Below are 15,815 nucleotides of genomic sequence, written 5' to 3' on the forward strand. Positions count from 1 at the left end.
CACTGTCGGATATGGAAGGACTTGAGAGATGGATCACAGGCCAAGACGCAACCGCATGCACCTGTTCGAAGGTCCCGCGCGCGACGAGCACAAGATCCACAGGAGGACTCCGGCCCCGGCCGAACCCGCCCCGGTCCGGCACCCGCGCGGACTACCATCACTCCATGACCCGTGTACTGCTCGCCGAGGACGACGCCTCCATCTCGGAACCGCTGGCCCGCGCCCTGCGGAGAGAGGGTTACGAGGTCGAGGTCCGTGAGGACGGCCCCACCGCCCTCGACGCCGGACTCCAGGGCGGCGTCGACCTGGTCGTGCTCGACCTCGGACTGCCCGGCATGGACGGTCTCGAAGTCGCCCGCCGGCTGCGCGCCGAAGGCCACACGGTCCCGATCCTGGTGCTCACCGCGCGCGCCGACGAGGTCGACACCGTCGTCGGGCTCGACGCCGGCGCCGACGACTACGTCACCAAGCCCTTCCGGCTCGCCGAACTCCTCGCCCGCGTCCGGGCCCTGCTCCGGCGCGGCGCCACCGAGCCCGCCGTCCCCCCGGCCACCCACGGCGTACGGATCGACGTCGAGTCGCACCGCGCCTGGATGGGGGACGAGGAGCTCCAGCTCACGGCGAAGGAGTTCGACCTGCTCCGGGTCCTGGTCCGGGACGCCGGCCGGGTCGTCACCCGCGACCAGCTGATGCGCGAGGTCTGGGACACCACCTGGTGGTCCTCCACCAAGACCCTCGACATGCACATCTCCTGGCTCCGCAAGAAGCTCGGCGACGACGCGGCGAACCCGCGCTACATCGCCACCGTCCGAGGCGTCGGCTTCCGCTTCGAGAAGAGCTGACCCCGTACGGCCGCGCGCGGGGCCGACTCCGTACGGCCTTCGCGTGGCCGGCCCCGTACCGCTTCGAAGAGAGCTGACCCCGCACCGTGCGCCGCCGTCTCATCCAGTCCACGCTCGCCGTGGTGCTCGTCGTCATCGCCGTCTTCGGCGTCTCGCTGGTCATCGTGGAGACCCGGACGATCACCAGCAGCGCCCAGGAGAGCGTCGACTCGGAGGCGCTGCGGATCGTCTCCATCGTCGACAGCCGCCTCATCGGCGGCGAGCCCGTCAACCCGGACATCCTCGCCGAACAGAGCGGCGCCAAGCGGTACGCCACGATCCGCATCCCCGGCCGCGAGCCCATCCACATCGGCAACCGGCCCGGCGGCGACGTCCTGCGGGGGCACGCCCAGGGCGAGCGCGGCGAGCTGGTCACCGTCGAGGAGTCCCGCTCCGCCGTCACCGCAGAGGTCGGCCGCACCCTGCTGATCATCGGGGCGGTGGCGCTCCTCGCCGTCGTCGCCGCCGTCCTCCTCGCCGTACGCCAGGCGAACCGGCTCGCCTCCCCGCTCACCGACCTCGCGGAGACCGCCGAGCGTCTCGGCTCCGGCGACCCCCGCCCCCGCCACAAGCGGTACGGGGTCCCCGAACTCGACCGGGTCGCGGACGTCCTCGACGCCTCCGCCGAGCGCATCGCCCGGATGCTCACCGCCGAACGCCGGCTCGCCGCCGACGCCTCCCACCAGCTCCGCACCCCCCTCACCGCGCTCTCCATGCGCCTTGAGGAGGTCGCCCTCGCCGACGACCTCGACACCGTCAAGGAGGAGGCGACGATCGCGCTCACCCAGGTCGAGCGGCTCACCGACGTCGTCGAACGGCTGCTCACCAACTCCCGCGACCCACGGACGGGCTCCGCCGTCGCCTTCGACCTCGACGAGGTCGTCAAGCAGCAGATCGAGGAGTGGCGCCCCGCCTACCGCAGCGCCGGACGGGCCATCGTCCACTCCGGCAAGCAGGGCATGCGCGCGGTCGGCACCCCCGGCGCGGTCGCCCAGGTCCTCGCCGCCCTCATCGAGAACTCCCTGATGCACGGTGGCGGCACGGTCGCCCTGCGCACCCGGGTCACCGGCAACCAGTCCGTGATCGAGGTCACCGACGAAGGGCCGGGCGTCCCCGCCGACCTCGGCGCGCGGATCTTCGAACGAGCCGTCAGCGGACGCAGCTCCACCGGCATCGGTCTGGCCGTCGCCCGGGACCTCGCGGAGGCGGACGGCGGACGCCTCGAACTGCTCCAGCAGCAGCCGCCGGTCTTCGCGCTCTTCCTCAGCCGGGAGGTCAGGGGCATCTCGGCGGAACCCCTGGAACGGCCCGTACGGTAAATCCCGTACGGGCCCGCCTGGGACCCCGATCCGACCCTGACTCAGCCCCGACCCGGCCCCGGCTCGGCCCCGATCCGGGCTCGGCTCAGACCCGGTCGGGCTGGCGGCGGGTCGCCTGGCGCGGCGCGTGTTCGAGGAACGATTCGGCGGTCTGCACCGCTTCCTTCGCGGGCAGCGCCCGGAACACCCAGGTGCGGTACGACCAGAAGCGGAACAGGGTCCCGATGCCGATGCCGAAGAACTTGAAGAAGTTGCTCGCCAGCGGACCGTCCCAGCCGACGCCGTACGTCGCCGCGTAGAGCACACCGTTCTCGATGACCATGCCGATGACGCTGAACAGCAGGAACAGCGTCATCTCCTTCGTCCGCCCCGAGTTCTCCCGGTCGCGGTACGTGAAGTAGCGGAACCCCACGTAATTGAAGGCGATGGCGACCACGGTGGCGATCAGACTGGCCCGGACCATCGGAATGTCCGTGTAGTGACGGATCAGATTGAAGGCGCCCAGGTTCACCAGGACGCCGAGACCGCCCACCAGACCGAACTTGACGACCTCACGGACGAGCCGGTCGAGTCGCGTGCGCAGCGCGCCGGGTTCACTCATGGTGATGGCTCAGTCCCGTCCGTCCGTATGACGTCCGGGCGACGTCAACCCGACCATGCTAACCAGCGCCCCTGTCACCCGTCGGTGTACCTCGCAAACCATGGGGGAAGCCGCTCCCCACCTGGCCCTTCGTTGTGCCAAAGCACAGCCGGACGCGTGTTCCTCGGTGGTGCGGATACCCTAAGAGGGTGACGTTCCCGGTAGTCGGCATGGTCGGTGGCGGTCAGCTCGCCCGTATGACCCACGAGGCGGGCATCCCCCTCGGCATCAAGTTCAAGCTCCTCAGTGACACCCCGCAGGATTCCGCGGCCCAGGTGGTGAGCGAGGTCGTCGTCGGCGACTATCGCGACCTGGACACGCTGCGTGCCTTCGCGCGTGGATGTGACGTGATCACCTTCGATCACGAGCACGTCCCCACGGAGCACCTGAGGGCCCTCGAAGCGGACGGCATCCCCGTCCGCCCCGGGCCCGACGCGCTGGTGCACGCCCAGGACAAGGGGGTGATGCGCGCCCGGCTCGACGAGATCGGCGTGCCCAGCCCCCGGCACCGCATCGTGGCGGACCCCGAGGACGCGGCGGCGTTCGCCGCCGAGGTCGGGGGGTACCCGATCATCCTCAAGACCGTCCGCGGCGGTTACGACGGCAAGGGCGTCTGGTTCGTCCGCACCGCCGAGGACGCCCACGACCCCTTCCGGGCGGGCGTCCCGGTCCTCGCCGAGGAGAAGGTCGACTTCGTCCGCGAGCTGGCGGCCAACATCGTCCGCTCCCCGCACGGCCAGGCCGTCGCCTACCCGGTCGTCGAGTCCCGCCAGGTCGACGGCGTCTGCGACACCGTGATCGCCCCCGCCCCCGACCTCGACGAGACGCTGGGCGGCCAGGCGCAGGAACTGGCACTGCGGATCGCCAAGGAACTGGGCGTCGTCGGCCACCTCGCCGTCGAGCTGTTCCAGACCACCGACGGCCGCATCCTCGTCAACGAACTGGCGATGCGCCCGCACAACTCCGGCCACTGGACCCAGGACGGCGCGGTCACCTCCCAGTTCGCCAACCACGTCCGCGCGGTCCTCGACCTGCCCCTGGGCGACCCGCGCCCGCGCGCCCCGTGGACCGTGATGTGCAACGTCCTCGGCGGCGACTACCCGGACATGTACTCCGCGTACCTCCACTGCATGGCCCGAGACCCGCAGCTCAAGATCCACATGTACGGCAAGGACGTGAAGCCCGGCCGCAAGGTGGGCCACGTCAACACCTACGGCGACGACCTGGACGACGTGCTGGAGCGCGCCCGCCATGCCGCCGGCTACCTGCGAGGAACGATCACCGAGTGAGCAGCACGAGCAGCGCCACCGCGCCCGTCGTCGGCATCGTCATGGGCTCCGACTCCGACTGGCCCGTCATGGAAGCCGCGGCCCAGGCCCTCGACGAGTTCGGCATCCCCTACGAGGTCGACGTCGTCTCCGCGCACCGCATGCCCCGCGAGATGATCGCGTACGGCGAGGAGGCCGCGGGCCGCGGCCTCAAGGCGATCATCGCGGGAGCGGGCGGCGCCGCCCACCTCCCGGGCATGCTCGCCTCCGTCACCCCGCTCCCCGTCATCGGCGTGCCCGTGCCGCTGAAGTACCTCGACGGCATGGACTCGCTGCTCTCCATCGTGCAGATGCCGGCCGGCGTCCCCGTCGCCACGGTCTCCGTCGCCGGCGCCCGCAACGCGGGCCTGCTCGCCGTCCGGATGCTCGCCGCGCACGACCCGGCGCTGCTCGACCGGATGCGCGACTTCCAGCGGGAACTGAACGACCAGGCCACCGAGAAGGGCCGGAGACTGCGGGCCAAGGTCGGGGGCAGCGACTCCTTCGGCTTCGCCGGATGAGCGCCGCCGACCGGCTCCAGGAGGCCCGCGCGCTGCTCGCCGGGCACCCCGTCGTCGACGGCCACAACGACCTGCCCTGGGCGCTGCGCGCCCGCGCGCGCTACGACCTGGACCGGCTCGACATCGGCGCCGACCGCACCGGCGAACTCCACACCGACCTGCCCCGGCTGCGGGCCGGGGGCGTGGGCGCCCAGTACTGGTCGGTGTTCGTCCCCGGCGACCTCGCGGGGGACGACGCGGTCAGCGCCACCCTGGAGCAGATCGACGCGGTCGACCAACTCCTCGCGCGCTACCCGGCCGACCTCGCGCCCGCGCTGACGGCGGACGACATGGAGACGGCCAGGAAACAGGGCCGGATCGCCTCGCTCAAGGGCGCCGAGGGCGGCCACTCGATCAACAACTCCCTCGCCACCCTGCGCGCGCTGTACGCCCTGGGCGTGCGGTACATGACGCTCACCCACAACCAGAACAACGACTGGGCGGACTCGGCGACCGACGAGCCCCGCGTCGGCGGACTCTCCGCCTTCGGCCGGCAGGTCGTCCGCGAGATGAACCGCACCGGCATGCTGGTCGACCTCTCGCACGTGGCCCCGTCGACCATGCGGGACGCGATGGACGCCAGTACCGCGCCGGTGATCTTCTCGCACTCCTCGGCCCTCGCGGTCTGCGACCACCCGAGGAACGTCCCGGACGACGTCCTGGAGCGGCTGCCCGCCAACGGCGGCATCGCGATGGCCACGTTCGTGCCCAAGTTCATCCTCCCCGGCGCCGCCGAGTGGACCGCCCGCGCGAGCGAGAACCTGCGGGCGCACGGCTTCCACCCGCTCGACACCACGGCGGGCGCGATGGCGATCCACCACGCCTTCGAGGAGACGGACCCGCGCCCCCGCGCCACCGCCGCCACGGTCGCCGACCACCTCGACCACATGCGCGAGGCGGCGGGCATCGACCACATCGGCGTCGGCGGCGACTACGACGGCACGGCGTTCACCCCCGAGGGCCTCGACGACGTCTCGGGCTACCCGAACCTGATCGCCGAACTCCTCCACCGAGGCTGGTCCCACCAGGACCTCACCCAACTGACCTGGACCAACGCGGTCCGCACCCTCCGCGACGCGGAATCGGTCTCCCGGGACTTGAGGAACAGGACGGCGGTCTCGAACGCGACGCTGGAGTCTTTGGACGCGCGGGACGCGTAGGGCGCTGAGGGCGTCGACGGGCGGGAGGGGCGGTCTGTGACGAGCCGCCCCTCCCGCCACGGGGGGCCTTCAGGGCGAGGAAGCGCTACTGTCCCCATTCGCACGAATCGTGGTACGGCAGGGAGATCACGGACCAGCGGGTGGCGCAGGTGTACGTGGAAGGCTTCTCGTACGGCGACCGGCCCTCCTGCCCGGAGCCCTTCGGTTTAGGGGGCATCGGTCCGTGCCGCGCGCACCATCACCGCGTACACAGGCGAGTCCTCGGAAGGCTTGGCCTCGTCCCGCTGCGCGTAGCCCCATTTCTCGTACAGTGCACGCACCTTGGGGTGTGCGGAGTCGACGAGGAGCGTCACGAAGTCCGCCTCGGTCGACTCGACGAGCGCGTCATGAATGCGCCGCGCCCGGCCGGTGCCCTGCCACGACGGCACCACCATCAGTTCGGACAGGGCGAAGATCCGGCCTCGCACATCCCTGGGCCGAAGCGACCCCTTCCACCAGCCGCCAGGTTTGAACATCGAGCCGTACGCGTACCCGACCGGGCCACCGCTCTGCCACCCCGAGACACACCGCCAGTCCTCGCGTCCCGACCACAGGTCGAGGAAGTACGAGAACCTCTCACGCGAGTGGAACGGGTCGGGATCGTCCGCGTACACCTCGTCGTGGACATCGAGAAGCAGGGAACGGACGGCGGGCGCGTCGGAGTGCGTGTACCACTTCAGGTCCATCGGCGGGACTCCTCGATCCAGTCAGCCACTGCGGGCGCCTTCGTGCCCGTGGCCTCGACGACTTGGCGCGTTCGGTTGAGGGCGTTCATCGTGCGCTGGGAGCCGACCGCCGACGACAGCATCACGTAGGCCCGCCGTGCCGTGACGCACGCCGACTCGGGCTCCCCCTGCCTGGCCTGGGACAGCGAAAGGTGCGCCGTGTACAGGGCCCGGTCCCGGGCCATGTCACCGGGGAGAGCGGCGAGGGTGCGGTGGAGACAGGACTCGGCCCGCTCGTGCTCCCCCAGCGCCGTCCAGACGTACGACGACAGGGCGGCGAACTCGGCCGGGCCGTAAAAAGTGATCCACATCGGCGGCTCCTCATCCCGGGCTCGTCCGAAGGCCTTCTCCGCGAGATCCAGGGCTCTCAGCGACTCGACGGGCCGGTGCAGCATGGCCAAGGCGTTGGCATGCCGCATGTGCCCCAGGGACGCGTACAGAGGATCGCGTCGAGCCACCGACGAACGCTTCATCACCTCGGCACCGGCCATCGCCTCGGCATGGTTCTCCCGCTGGCTGGAGGTGAGCATCAGATGGTCCCAGACCTGGTACGTGGTCTCGCCGTCGCGCGCGAGCCCGGCAAGGGTGAGGGCTGTGTCCAGGTGGGCGCGGGCGCGCCGCGGAGCACTCCTGTCGATGGCTGCGAAGGCTGCCAGGCATCTGGCATGGGAGGCGAGCCGGTACATCCGACGCCGGACACGGTCCGAGGCGCCGTGGCCGGTGAGAACCCGCTGGATGCGGGCCTCCAATTCGATGGCTTGGTTCTCGACCTGTCGTGCTCCACCGAGCCGGTCACCTCTGAGCAGGTCGGTGTACTCCCGGTGAAGGCGGCAGATGTCAGCCTGCCCCCACCGCGTGCGGCCGGCCGAGGCAGCCACGGCGGTGGCGGTGGTTCCGGTCACTGCGCCAAGAAAGGTTCTGCGGTGCACGGGATCCTCCGCTGGTGCGGTGGCACGGGGCGGGTCGAACCCCAGGGCCGATACGGGGCACCCGAAAACCGCTTCCAATGCGGCACATGTACGGCCGATCGGCCTCCGCGTGCTCCCGTTGAGCAGGTTCCGCACTGTACGCGAGGACACGTCGCCCGGTCTGCCCCCGAGTGACTCGATCGCGGCGTTCATCCGATGGGCTAATTCGTCCTGTGTGAGGCCGAGTTCATCCATCCGGCCCTTGAGGATGGCGTTCGCTCCCATGGCGCCGAAGGTAGCTGGGGAGACGCCGGGCGAACCAGCTGAGGCGTAATGGGTACGCAAAGTCTTCCGGTTGGCCGGGCGGGAGACGACGACAAGCCTTCCTGGCCGCTGTCGTCGCAAGTCCGTTGAATGGTCGTACGACCCCGGAGGTCGAAGGACGCTTCGGGGCCCCGAAGCGTCAGGACGCCCAGCGCACCGTGGACGTCGGCAGCCGAAGGCATCCGCCCCGCTCTCCTCCGAGGCGTAAGCCTCACCTCATCCAAGGAGTTCCCCATGACCACCCCCACCCGCCCCTGGGCCGCCGCCCGTCTCGCGCCCTACCCGGCCGTCGTCCGTCGGCCCCATGCCACCGTCTCCATCGACCCCGCGACGCAGCTCGGGGTCTTCCGTGATCGTGCCGGGCGGGTCGTCGAGAGGGGCAGGCACGGGACCGGTTCCGGCACCGAGACGTCCACGACGACGAACTCGGACTCCAAGAACGACCAAGGACACGACCAGGACAGCAGCCAGGACTGATGACATCGGTCGAGCAAGGCACGGTCCTGGTGGTCACCGAGGCGGACGACGTCACCGCCGACATGGTGATCGGCGTACTCGACCGGCGTGCGGTGCCGGTGGTGCGGTTCGACCCGGCCGACATCGGTGAGCACCTCACCGTCTCGGCCGGGTTCGGTGCCCGCACGGCCCCCGTGACCGGGCAGGCGCGCACCCCGTCGAGGCGCCTCGACCTGACCCGCGTACGGTCGGTGTACTGGCGCCGCCCCGAGTGGCCGTCGTTCGCCCATCTGCCGCCGGACGATTCCCGGTTCGCTGCCGCGCAGGTCCGGTACGGGCTCGGAGGCATCCTCTACGCCTTGGACGACCCGCTCTGGGTCAACCACCCTCTTCGCATGGCGGCGGCCGACTACAAACCCGCCCAACTCGCGCTCGCCCGGCGGCTGGGCTTCACCGTCCCGCCCACCCTGGTCACCAACGATCCCGAGGCGGCCCGGGAGTTCATCCGCTCCCAGCCGGAGGCGATCTCCAAGACCCTGCGGTGGACCCCGTACACGCGGGACGGCGTGCCGGTGACCGGGTGGGCCGCTCCCGTCACCGCCGACGAGATCGACGACAGCGTCCGCGTGACTCCCCACCTGTTCCAGGCCCGGGTGGACAAGGTCGCCGATCTCCGCGTCCTGATCGTGGGCCGGCGCACGTTCGCCGTACGCATCGATTCCGGACTGCTGGACTGGCGCAGGGACTACAGCGCTCTCACCTACGCCGTCGAGCGTCTTCCCGGCCCTGTGGACAAGGCCCTGCGCGACTACCTGGGCCGGCTCGGACTGGTGTCCGGGAGCTTCGACCTCGCCGTGGACCGGGCGGGCCACCACTGGTGGCTGGAGCTGAACCCCAACGGGCAGTGGGGGTGGCTGGAGACGGAGACCGGACTGCCGCTGTCCGCCGCCTTCGCCGACCTCCTCACGGAAGGAAACCGACGATGACCGACACCGCGCACGAGCGGCACCGGATGGCCGCCCTGCTCGCGGACCGAGGCGTCCTCGTCTCGCCCTGGCTGCGCGCCGCCGTGGAGACCGTGCCCCGGGAGCGGTTCCTCCACCCGGGCGTGTTCCTGGACGAGGGGCGGGTCTGGCGGCCCGTCACCGCCGCCCGTACGGAGAAGGGTGACTGGTCGAGGATCGCGTACGGCCTCGACACCCTCACCACCCAGCTCGACGGCCATCTCACCGCCGACCGGGCCGACGGCCCCGTCACCGGTCTTCCCACGTCCTCCTCGACCGACCCGGCCACCGTCGTCGCCATGATCGAGGCGCTGGACGTCTCGGCGGGCCACCGGGTCCTGGAGATCGGCACGGGCACCGGCTACTCGACGGCTCTCCTGTGCCACGGTCTCGGCGAGGACGCCGTCGCCACGGTCGAGGTCGACCCGGAGGTGGCGGCCCGTGCCGACGCCGCCCTGGAGGCCGTCGGCTTCTCCACCTGGACGGTGACGGGCGACGGGCTCCTCGGACACCCGCACCGGGCACCGTACGACCGTGTCATCGCCACCTGCGCCGTCCGGCGCATCCCGTACGCGTGGATCAGACAGACCCGGCCCGGTGGCATCGTCCTCGGCACGGTCGGGTCCTGGCCGTGGGGGACCGGCCTCGCCAGGCTGACCGTCGGCGAGGACGGCACCGCCGAGGGCGGGATCGTCGGGCGTTCCTCCTTCATGCAGGCGCGGGCCCAGGCCGTGGTTCCCCTGGCGGGCGACCTCTCCGCGAGGACCGCCTGCCCGGACGGCGAGCGGCCCGCGCTGGTGCCCCCGCTCGCCCTGGAGGAGTGGATGCCCGCGTTCCTCGCCCAGCTCGCGGCGCCCGGCGCGCAGTTCGTCCGGGCGACGGACGGCGACGGCACACCCCTGCGGTATCTCTTCGACCCGGAGCGCGAGTCGTTCGCCGCGTTCGTCCCCGACGGCCCTGGCTGGACGGTGCGCCAAGGCGGTCCCGTGCCGCTCTGGGACCGCGTCGAACGCTCCCTCGTCGCCTGGCAGGACGCGGGACGCCCCGGCATCGAGACCGTCCGCCTCCAGGTCACCGAGGGATCGCACCTGTACGGGATCGACGGCAGCCCCCTGCTGCGCTGGGAACACCGGCTCGGCTGAAGCCCTGAAGCCCTGAGGCCCTGAAGCCCTGGGGCGCGCAACCGCTTCCGCGAGCCCCCGCCCCCTACGCCCGAGGCCGCCCCATCGCCCGGTACGTCCAGCCCGCCGCGCGCCAGCGCTCCGGGTCCAGGGCGTTGCGGCCGTCCAGGATCACCGGGGAGGAGACGACCTCGGCCAGGTCCGCCGGGTCGAGGTCGCGGAACTCGCGCCACTCCGTCAGGTGCAGCACCACGTCCGCGCCGCGTACCGCCTCGCGGGCCGAGTCCGCGTAGCCCAGGGTCGGGAAGACGCGGCGGGCGTTGTCCATGCCCTTCGGGTCGTAGACGGTGACCTGGCCGCCCTGGAGGTGTATCTGACCGGCGACGTTCAGCGCGGGGGAGTCGCGGACGTCGTCCGAGTCCGGCTTGAACGTGGCGCCGAGGACGGCGACCCGGCGGCCCAGGAAGGAGCTGCCGCCGAGGACCTCGCGGGTCATCTCGACCATCTGGCCGCGCCGCCGCATGTTGATCGAGTCGATCTCGCGCAGGAAGGTCAGCGCCTGGTCGGCGCCCAGCTCCCCGGCGCGGGCCATGAACGCCCGGATGTCCTTCGGCAGACAGCCGCCGCCGAAGCCGATGCCCGCGCGCAGGAACTTCGCCCCGATGCGGTCGTCGTAGCCGATGGCCTCGGCCAGCTTGGCGACGTCGCCGCCCGCCGCCTCGCAGACCTCGGCCATCGCGTTGATGAAGGAGATCTTGGTGGCGAGGAAGGAGTTCGCGGAGGTCTTCACCAGCTCGGCGGTGGGGAAGTCGCTCACGACGAAGGGCGAGCCCTCGCCGACCGGTACGGCGTACACCTCGCGCAGCAGCTTCTCGGCCCGTTCGCCGCGTACGCCGACCACGATCCGGTCCGGGTGCAGGGTGTCCGACACGGCGAAGCCCTCGCGCAGGAACTCCGGGTTCCAGGCCAGCTCCACGCCCTCCGGCAGCACGCCCGCGAGCCGCTCGGCCGAGCCGACGGGCACGGTCGACTTGCCGACGACCAGGGCCCCTTCGCGGACGACGGCGGCGAGGGAGGCGAACGCGGAGTCGACGTAGCTCATGTCGCAGGCGTACTCGCCGTGCTTCTGCGGGGTGTTCACACAGACGAAGTGCACATCGCCGAAGGCGCCGACCTCCTCCCAGGAGGTGGTGAAGCGCAGCCGCCCGCTGGAGCCCTCGATGCCGGCGACGTGCCGGGCGAGCAGTTCCTCAAGACCGGGCTCGTACATCGGGACCCGCCCGGCGGAGAGCATCTCGATCTTCTCGGGGACCACATCGAGCCCGAGCACCTCGAAGCCCAGTTCCGCCATGGCCGCGGCGTGCGTGGCGCCGAGGTAGCCGGTGCCGATCACAGTGATCTTGAGGGCCATGCGGGTCTCCAGTGAACGTCGGGCGGAATGCCTGCCCGAGCATAGTCCTGCCCTGGTCGGGAGCCCTGTGCCGGACCCCGTCCTGGATTCCGTGCCGGACCCCGTCCTGGATTCCGTGCCGGACCCCGTCCCGGATTCCGTGCCGGACTTCGTGCCGTGAGGGGGTGTCCTCCTCGGTGGGAGGACACCCCCTCATGATGCGTACGAGAAGCGGCGCCGTACGAGAAGCGGCGCCGCGCGACATGCGGGGCCGGGCGTCAGCGGTTCGACTCGACCGTGACCTTCTCGTCGTTCTTGATCTGCTCGACGAGCTGCTTCACCTTCGGCATGTCCCACTTCAGGGAGTTCTGCGGCGCGCTGCCCGCGATCGGCATGTTCATGGACTTGCCGTCGCCGCTGTTGATGCCCTTCATCGCGAAGAACATCTTGCCGAGGTCGTACAGCGACATGTCCTTGTCCACGATCAGCGTGTCCAGACCGGCGCCCAGCGTCGGGTACAGCGCGAACGGGTTGAGGATCGTGCCCGGTGTCGCCGCCTGGTTGGCCAGCGCGGAGAGGAACTTCTGCTGGTTCTTCGTCCGCTGGAGGTCCGACTCGGCGAAGGCGTAACGGGTGCGGACGAAGGCCAGCGCCTGCTCGCCGTTGAGGGTCTGCGTGCCCGCCTGGAAGTCGGCGCCGGACTTCTTGTCCTTGAAGCCCTTCTCGATGTTCAGCTCGACCCCGCCGAGCGCGTCCACGATGTTCGCGAAACCGGCGAAGCCGATCTCCGCGTAGTGGTCGATGCGCAGCCCGGTGTTGAACTCGACGGTACGCACGAGCAGTTCGGGCCCGTCCAGCGCGTACGCCGCGTTCAGCTTGGAGCCGCCGCGGGCCGGGAACGCCTTGCCCGACTCGGAGCCGACGAAGTTCGGGATCGTCACCCAGGAGTCACGGGGGAGCGAGATCATCGTGTTCCCGCTGGAGCACGCGGCGAGGATCATCATGGAGTCGGTCCGCTTGCCCTCGGCGGAGCCGGTGTGCAGCTTCTTCTTCTCCTCGGCGGTCATGCCCTCACGGCTGTCCGAGCCGACGATCAGATACGTCGTGCAGTCGCCCTCGGCGGGGCGCTCGACGACCTTGGAGAGATCGACCTCGTTGCGCATCCGCGAGCTGGCCCACGCGTAGGTGCCGACGCCCCACACGAGGACGCCCACGACCACGACGATGGAGCCGATCTTGATCCGCTTGCGCCAGTCGGGGGCCGCGCGTCCGGGTCCGCCGGGCTGCCCGCCGCCGGGACCCGGGGCGTACTGCGGGGGCACGCCGCCGTGCCCGCCGCCCTGCGGGCCGCCGTAGACCTGGCCCGAGCTGTAGCCGGAGTCGTACCCCGTGCCCTGGGCCTGGGTGAAGTCGGGGTTGTAACCCTGACCCTGGTCGTAACCCCGACCCTGACCCTGGTCGTAACCCCGACCCTGGCCCTGGTCGTAGCCCTGACCCTGGCCCTGGTGGTAGCCCTGGTCGTGCCGAGGCGGCTGCTGCGGCACCGGCGGGCGCCGCACATGGCTCATCCGGCGCGGTCCCTCGGGCTGGGGGTTCGCGCTGCCGCGGCCGTAGCCGCCGTCTTCGGGCCAGTCATTCATGCGGACCAGTGTGCCGGGCAGGCCTTCGTGGACGACAGGCCGGGTGGAGGATAGGGCCGCCCCTGTTGCCAAGCTGATGCAAACCGGACCGGACGGCTACCACGACCGGACCCGGCATATGGTGGAGGGCATGACAGATCAGGGCGATATCCCGGGCAAGCCCACCTCCGCCTCCCGCACCACCCTCAGCCACATCATGACCAGCCATGACACCAACCTCCTCGGTACGGTGCACGGCGGCGTGATCATGAAGCTGGTGGACGACGCGGCGGGTGCGGTCGCGGGCCGGCACTCCGGCGGCCCGGCCGTGACCGCCTCGATGGACGAGATGGCCTTTCTCGAACCGGTCAGGGTCGGCGATCTGGTGCATGTGAAGGCCCAGGTCAACTGGACCGGCCGGTCCTCCATGGAGGTCGGCGTACGGGTCCTGGCCGAGCGCTGGAACGAGTCCACGCCCGCCACCCAGGTCGGCTCCGCGTACCTCGTCTTCGCCGCCGTCGACGCGGAGGGCAGGCCCCGCGCGGTGCCGCAGGTCATCCCGGAGACGGAGCAGGACAAGCGCCGCAACCAGGAGGCCCAGATCCGCCGCACCCACCGCCTCGCCCGCCGCCAGGCGATCATGGAACTCCGCGAGCGCCGCGCGGCGGAGGGGTACGAGGACTGAGCCCGTACCCGTACGCGCTCCTCCCGTACCCGTACGCCTTCCTCCGTACGCGCCCCTCCCGTACCCGTACCCCCTAAGGGCACACCACCCTGTCTCCCGTGACCGCCTCGAAGGGGCCGTGGGCCGTGTCCTCCGCGTGGACCGCCGTCACCCCCCGGTACTCCGCGCCCACCGTCACCCGCAGGGTCCCGCCGCGCCCCTCCACCGGGTGCAGCTCCGCGCCCGGGAGAGCCGTGGCCAGGGTCTTCGCCGAGCGGTCCCAGCGCGGGTCGTACTCGATGACGGTCCGGTCCCGCTCCGGGCCCGCCCCGGTCATCGGGGTGCGGGTGGTGTCGAAGCCGGTGCCCCGCAGCGCGTCGTCGACCTTCCTGCCGAGCCCGTCGGTCCGGGTGCCGTTGTAGACCTGCACCCGGACCGTGCGCGGCGGCACGTCCACCACCAGCGCCTTCGGCGCCTTCGCCGAGGAACCGGTGGGCGCCGGGGCCAGCGGGCGGTCCTCCCGTAGCGACTGGAACAGCTTCTGCGCCTTCGCCGCGTCCCACTTCACCGTCGAGCCGATCCCCTTCACGGGGAAGCTCATGTCGCCGACCGGCACCGAGACGAACTCCGACGACGCCGGGGTGAAGCCGTGCATCGCCTTGGCGAGGGCGAGCAGCTGGTCCGTGCCGAAGCCCTCGTCCGCGCGGACCGAGCCCAGCATGGTCGTCGCCACCTCGCGGAACCGCACCGGGTTGAGCAGCACCCCGCCGCTCGACATCCGCTCGGCAAGCGCCGCGAGGAAGCGCTGCTGCCGCTGCATCCGCCCGAGGTCGGCGGCGCCGTCGACATGCCGGGAGCGCACGTACTGGAGGGCCTGCCCGCCGTTCAGCTCATGGGTGCCCGCGGGCAGGTCGAGCCCGGTGTACGCGTCCTTCATCGGCCGGGTCGTACAGATCCGCACCCCGCCGACGGCGTCCACGGTCCGCATGAAGCTGGTGAAGTCCAGCTCCAGATAGTGGTCGATCTTGACGCCGGTCATCGACTCGACGGTCCGCACGGTCAGCCCGGGGCCGCCCTCCGCGTACGCCGCGTTCAGCTTCACCGGATGCGCGTGGTGCTCCTTGCCGGTGGTCAGATCGGTGTGCTCGGGCATCTCGGCGTACGAGTCGCGGGGCAGGCTCACCACGCTGGCCCGCTCCCGGTCCTCCGAGAGGTGCACCAGCATCACCGTGTCGGTGCAGTGGCAGGGGGCGCCGCCGAGCCGGTACAGGGTCCGCTCCTCCGGGGTGATCCGGTCGCGTCCGTCGGTGCCGACGACGAGGACGTTCATCCCGTGGCCCGCCTGCGGCCGGTTCTTCATGTCCTTGAAGGGGTCGACCCGCATGATCCCGGTGTCGAGCCCGGTCACCACGGCGTGCCCGATCCCGCCCGCCGCGAGCACCGTCACGGAGAGCGCCGTCGCCGCCCGTATCCCCCACCGCGGACGCCTCCGGCGGACCGGCACGGCGCGGGCGGCGGGCCGGGGGCGGGCCGGGCGGGGCGGTGTGGGCACGGACGGACACCTCCGCGGTGTGACGTAGGGACCGGAGCACGATAGGTCCATACGATCAGAGGAGTGGTGCACCACCCGTGCGGGCGCGCTCGGTGTCCCCCGTTCGCGGTAACGTGGCGGGCAATAACGCCGTCTCCCGGGGGGCG

General features: G+C 71.2%; 15 protein-coding genes. 9 read left to right on the forward strand and 6 right to left on the reverse strand.

Features of this window, described 5'->3' with window-relative positions:
- Nucleotides 1-164 precede the first annotated feature (164 nt).
- Together BU197_RS09515 and BU197_RS09520 are read left to right on the forward strand one after the other, a co-directional pair.
- Nucleotides 165-842 (forward strand): response regulator transcription factor, encoded by a 678-nt coding sequence (locus BU197_RS09515; protein ID WP_188267803.1) that lies wholly within the window; start codon nt 165-167, stop codon nt 840-842.
- An 86-nt stretch (nt 843-928) separates the two neighbouring features.
- A complete protein-coding gene (locus tag BU197_RS09520) occupies nt 929-2,200 on the forward strand; it encodes a HAMP domain-containing histidine kinase (protein WP_188267804.1) in 1,272 nt (423 codons plus the stop codon).
- An 85-nt stretch (nt 2,201-2,285) separates the two neighbouring features.
- Here BU197_RS09520 and BU197_RS09525 read toward each other — a convergent pair whose 3' ends face one another.
- The gene (locus BU197_RS09525; protein WP_188267805.1) at nt 2,286-2,801 is read right to left on the reverse strand and encodes a GtrA family protein; all 516 of its coding nucleotides are present in this window, start codon (nt 2,799-2,801) and stop codon (nt 2,286-2,288) included.
- 134 nt (nt 2,802-2,935) lie between these two features.
- Between BU197_RS09525 and BU197_RS09530 the strand changes: the two genes are divergently transcribed.
- Genes BU197_RS09530 through BU197_RS09540 form a run of 3 tightly spaced genes read left to right on the forward strand, consistent with a single transcriptional unit; the run spans nt 2,936 to nt 5,867 of the window.
- Nucleotides 2,936-4,129, forward strand: a complete 1,194-nt coding sequence (locus BU197_RS09530) for a 5-(carboxyamino)imidazole ribonucleotide synthase (protein ID WP_411158467.1) — start codon at nt 2,936-2,938, stop codon at nt 4,127-4,129.
- A 41-nt stretch (nt 4,130-4,170) separates the two neighbouring features.
- Nucleotides 4,171-4,668, forward strand: a complete 498-nt coding sequence (gene purE / locus BU197_RS09535) for a 5-(carboxyamino)imidazole ribonucleotide mutase (RefSeq protein WP_188267843.1) — start codon at nt 4,171-4,173, stop codon at nt 4,666-4,668.
- The gene (locus BU197_RS09540) at nt 4,665-5,867 is read left to right on the forward strand and encodes a dipeptidase (RefSeq protein ID WP_188267807.1); all 1,203 of its coding nucleotides are present in this window, start codon (nt 4,665-4,667) and stop codon (nt 5,865-5,867) included. Before purE ends, BU197_RS09540 begins: the two co-directional genes overlap by 4 nt.
- Before the next feature lie 206 nt (nt 5,868-6,073).
- On the opposite strand, the gene BU197_RS09545 is transcribed toward BU197_RS09540, so the two are convergent.
- Nucleotides 6,074-6,592, reverse strand: coding sequence for a GNAT family N-acetyltransferase (locus BU197_RS09545; protein WP_188267808.1), 519 nt, complete (start codon nt 6,590-6,592; stop codon nt 6,074-6,076).
- The gene (locus BU197_RS09550) at nt 6,583-7,824 is read right to left on the reverse strand and encodes a helix-turn-helix domain-containing protein (protein WP_223182600.1); all 1,242 of its coding nucleotides are present in this window, start codon (nt 7,822-7,824) and stop codon (nt 6,583-6,585) included. The genes BU197_RS09545 and BU197_RS09550 overlap by 10 nt, the downstream gene beginning before the upstream one ends.
- Nucleotides 7,825-8,097: 273 nt before the next feature.
- Here BU197_RS09550 and tgmA point away from each other — a divergent pair, with 273 nt between their 5' ends.
- The 3 genes from tgmA to tgmC are packed head-to-tail and all read left to right on the forward strand — an operon-like array spanning nt 8,098 to nt 10,465.
- Nucleotides 8,098-8,340 (forward strand): putative ATP-grasp-modified RiPP, encoded by a 243-nt coding sequence (tgmA, locus tag BU197_RS09555; RefSeq protein ID WP_188267809.1) that lies wholly within the window; start codon nt 8,098-8,100, stop codon nt 8,338-8,340.
- Nucleotides 8,340-9,305, forward strand: a complete 966-nt coding sequence (gene tgmB, locus BU197_RS09560; protein ID WP_188267810.1) for an ATP-grasp ribosomal peptide maturase — start codon at nt 8,340-8,342, stop codon at nt 9,303-9,305. Before tgmA ends, tgmB begins: the two co-directional genes overlap by 1 nt.
- A complete protein-coding gene (tgmC, locus tag BU197_RS09565; protein ID WP_188267811.1) occupies nt 9,302-10,465 on the forward strand; it encodes an ATP-grasp peptide maturase system methyltransferase in 1,164 nt (387 codons plus the stop codon). The genes tgmB and tgmC overlap by 4 nt, the downstream gene beginning before the upstream one ends.
- Before the next feature lie 64 nt (nt 10,466-10,529).
- Here the strand turns inward: tgmC and BU197_RS09570 are convergent, their stop codons facing one another.
- On the reverse strand, nt 10,530-11,855 hold the full coding sequence (locus BU197_RS09570; RefSeq protein WP_188267812.1) for a UDP-glucose dehydrogenase family protein: 1,326 nt from the start codon (nt 11,853-11,855) through the stop codon (nt 10,530-10,532).
- Between the two features lie 257 nt (nt 11,856-12,112).
- Nucleotides 12,113-13,474, reverse strand: coding sequence for an LCP family protein (locus BU197_RS09575; RefSeq protein WP_188267813.1), 1,362 nt, complete (start codon nt 13,472-13,474; stop codon nt 12,113-12,115).
- Between the two features lie 130 nt (nt 13,475-13,604).
- Between BU197_RS09575 and BU197_RS09580 the strand changes: the two genes are divergently transcribed.
- Nucleotides 13,605-14,138 carry an acyl-CoA thioesterase gene (locus tag BU197_RS09580; RefSeq protein ID WP_223182599.1) on the forward strand — a complete coding sequence of 178 codons (534 nt, stop codon included), beginning with the start codon at nt 13,605-13,607 and terminating at the stop codon, nt 14,136-14,138.
- Nucleotides 14,139-14,211: 73 nt separating this feature from the next.
- Here BU197_RS09580 and BU197_RS09585 read toward each other — a convergent pair whose 3' ends face one another.
- Nucleotides 14,212-15,588 (reverse strand): LCP family protein, encoded by a 1,377-nt coding sequence (locus BU197_RS09585; RefSeq protein WP_411158468.1) that lies wholly within the window; start codon nt 15,586-15,588, stop codon nt 14,212-14,214.
- Nucleotides 15,589-15,815: the final 227 nt, after the last annotated feature.

The sequence above is a fragment of the Streptomyces sp. CBMA291 genome (assembly GCF_014596525.1).
Lineage (GTDB): Bacteria > Actinomycetota > Actinomycetes > Streptomycetales > Streptomycetaceae > Streptomyces.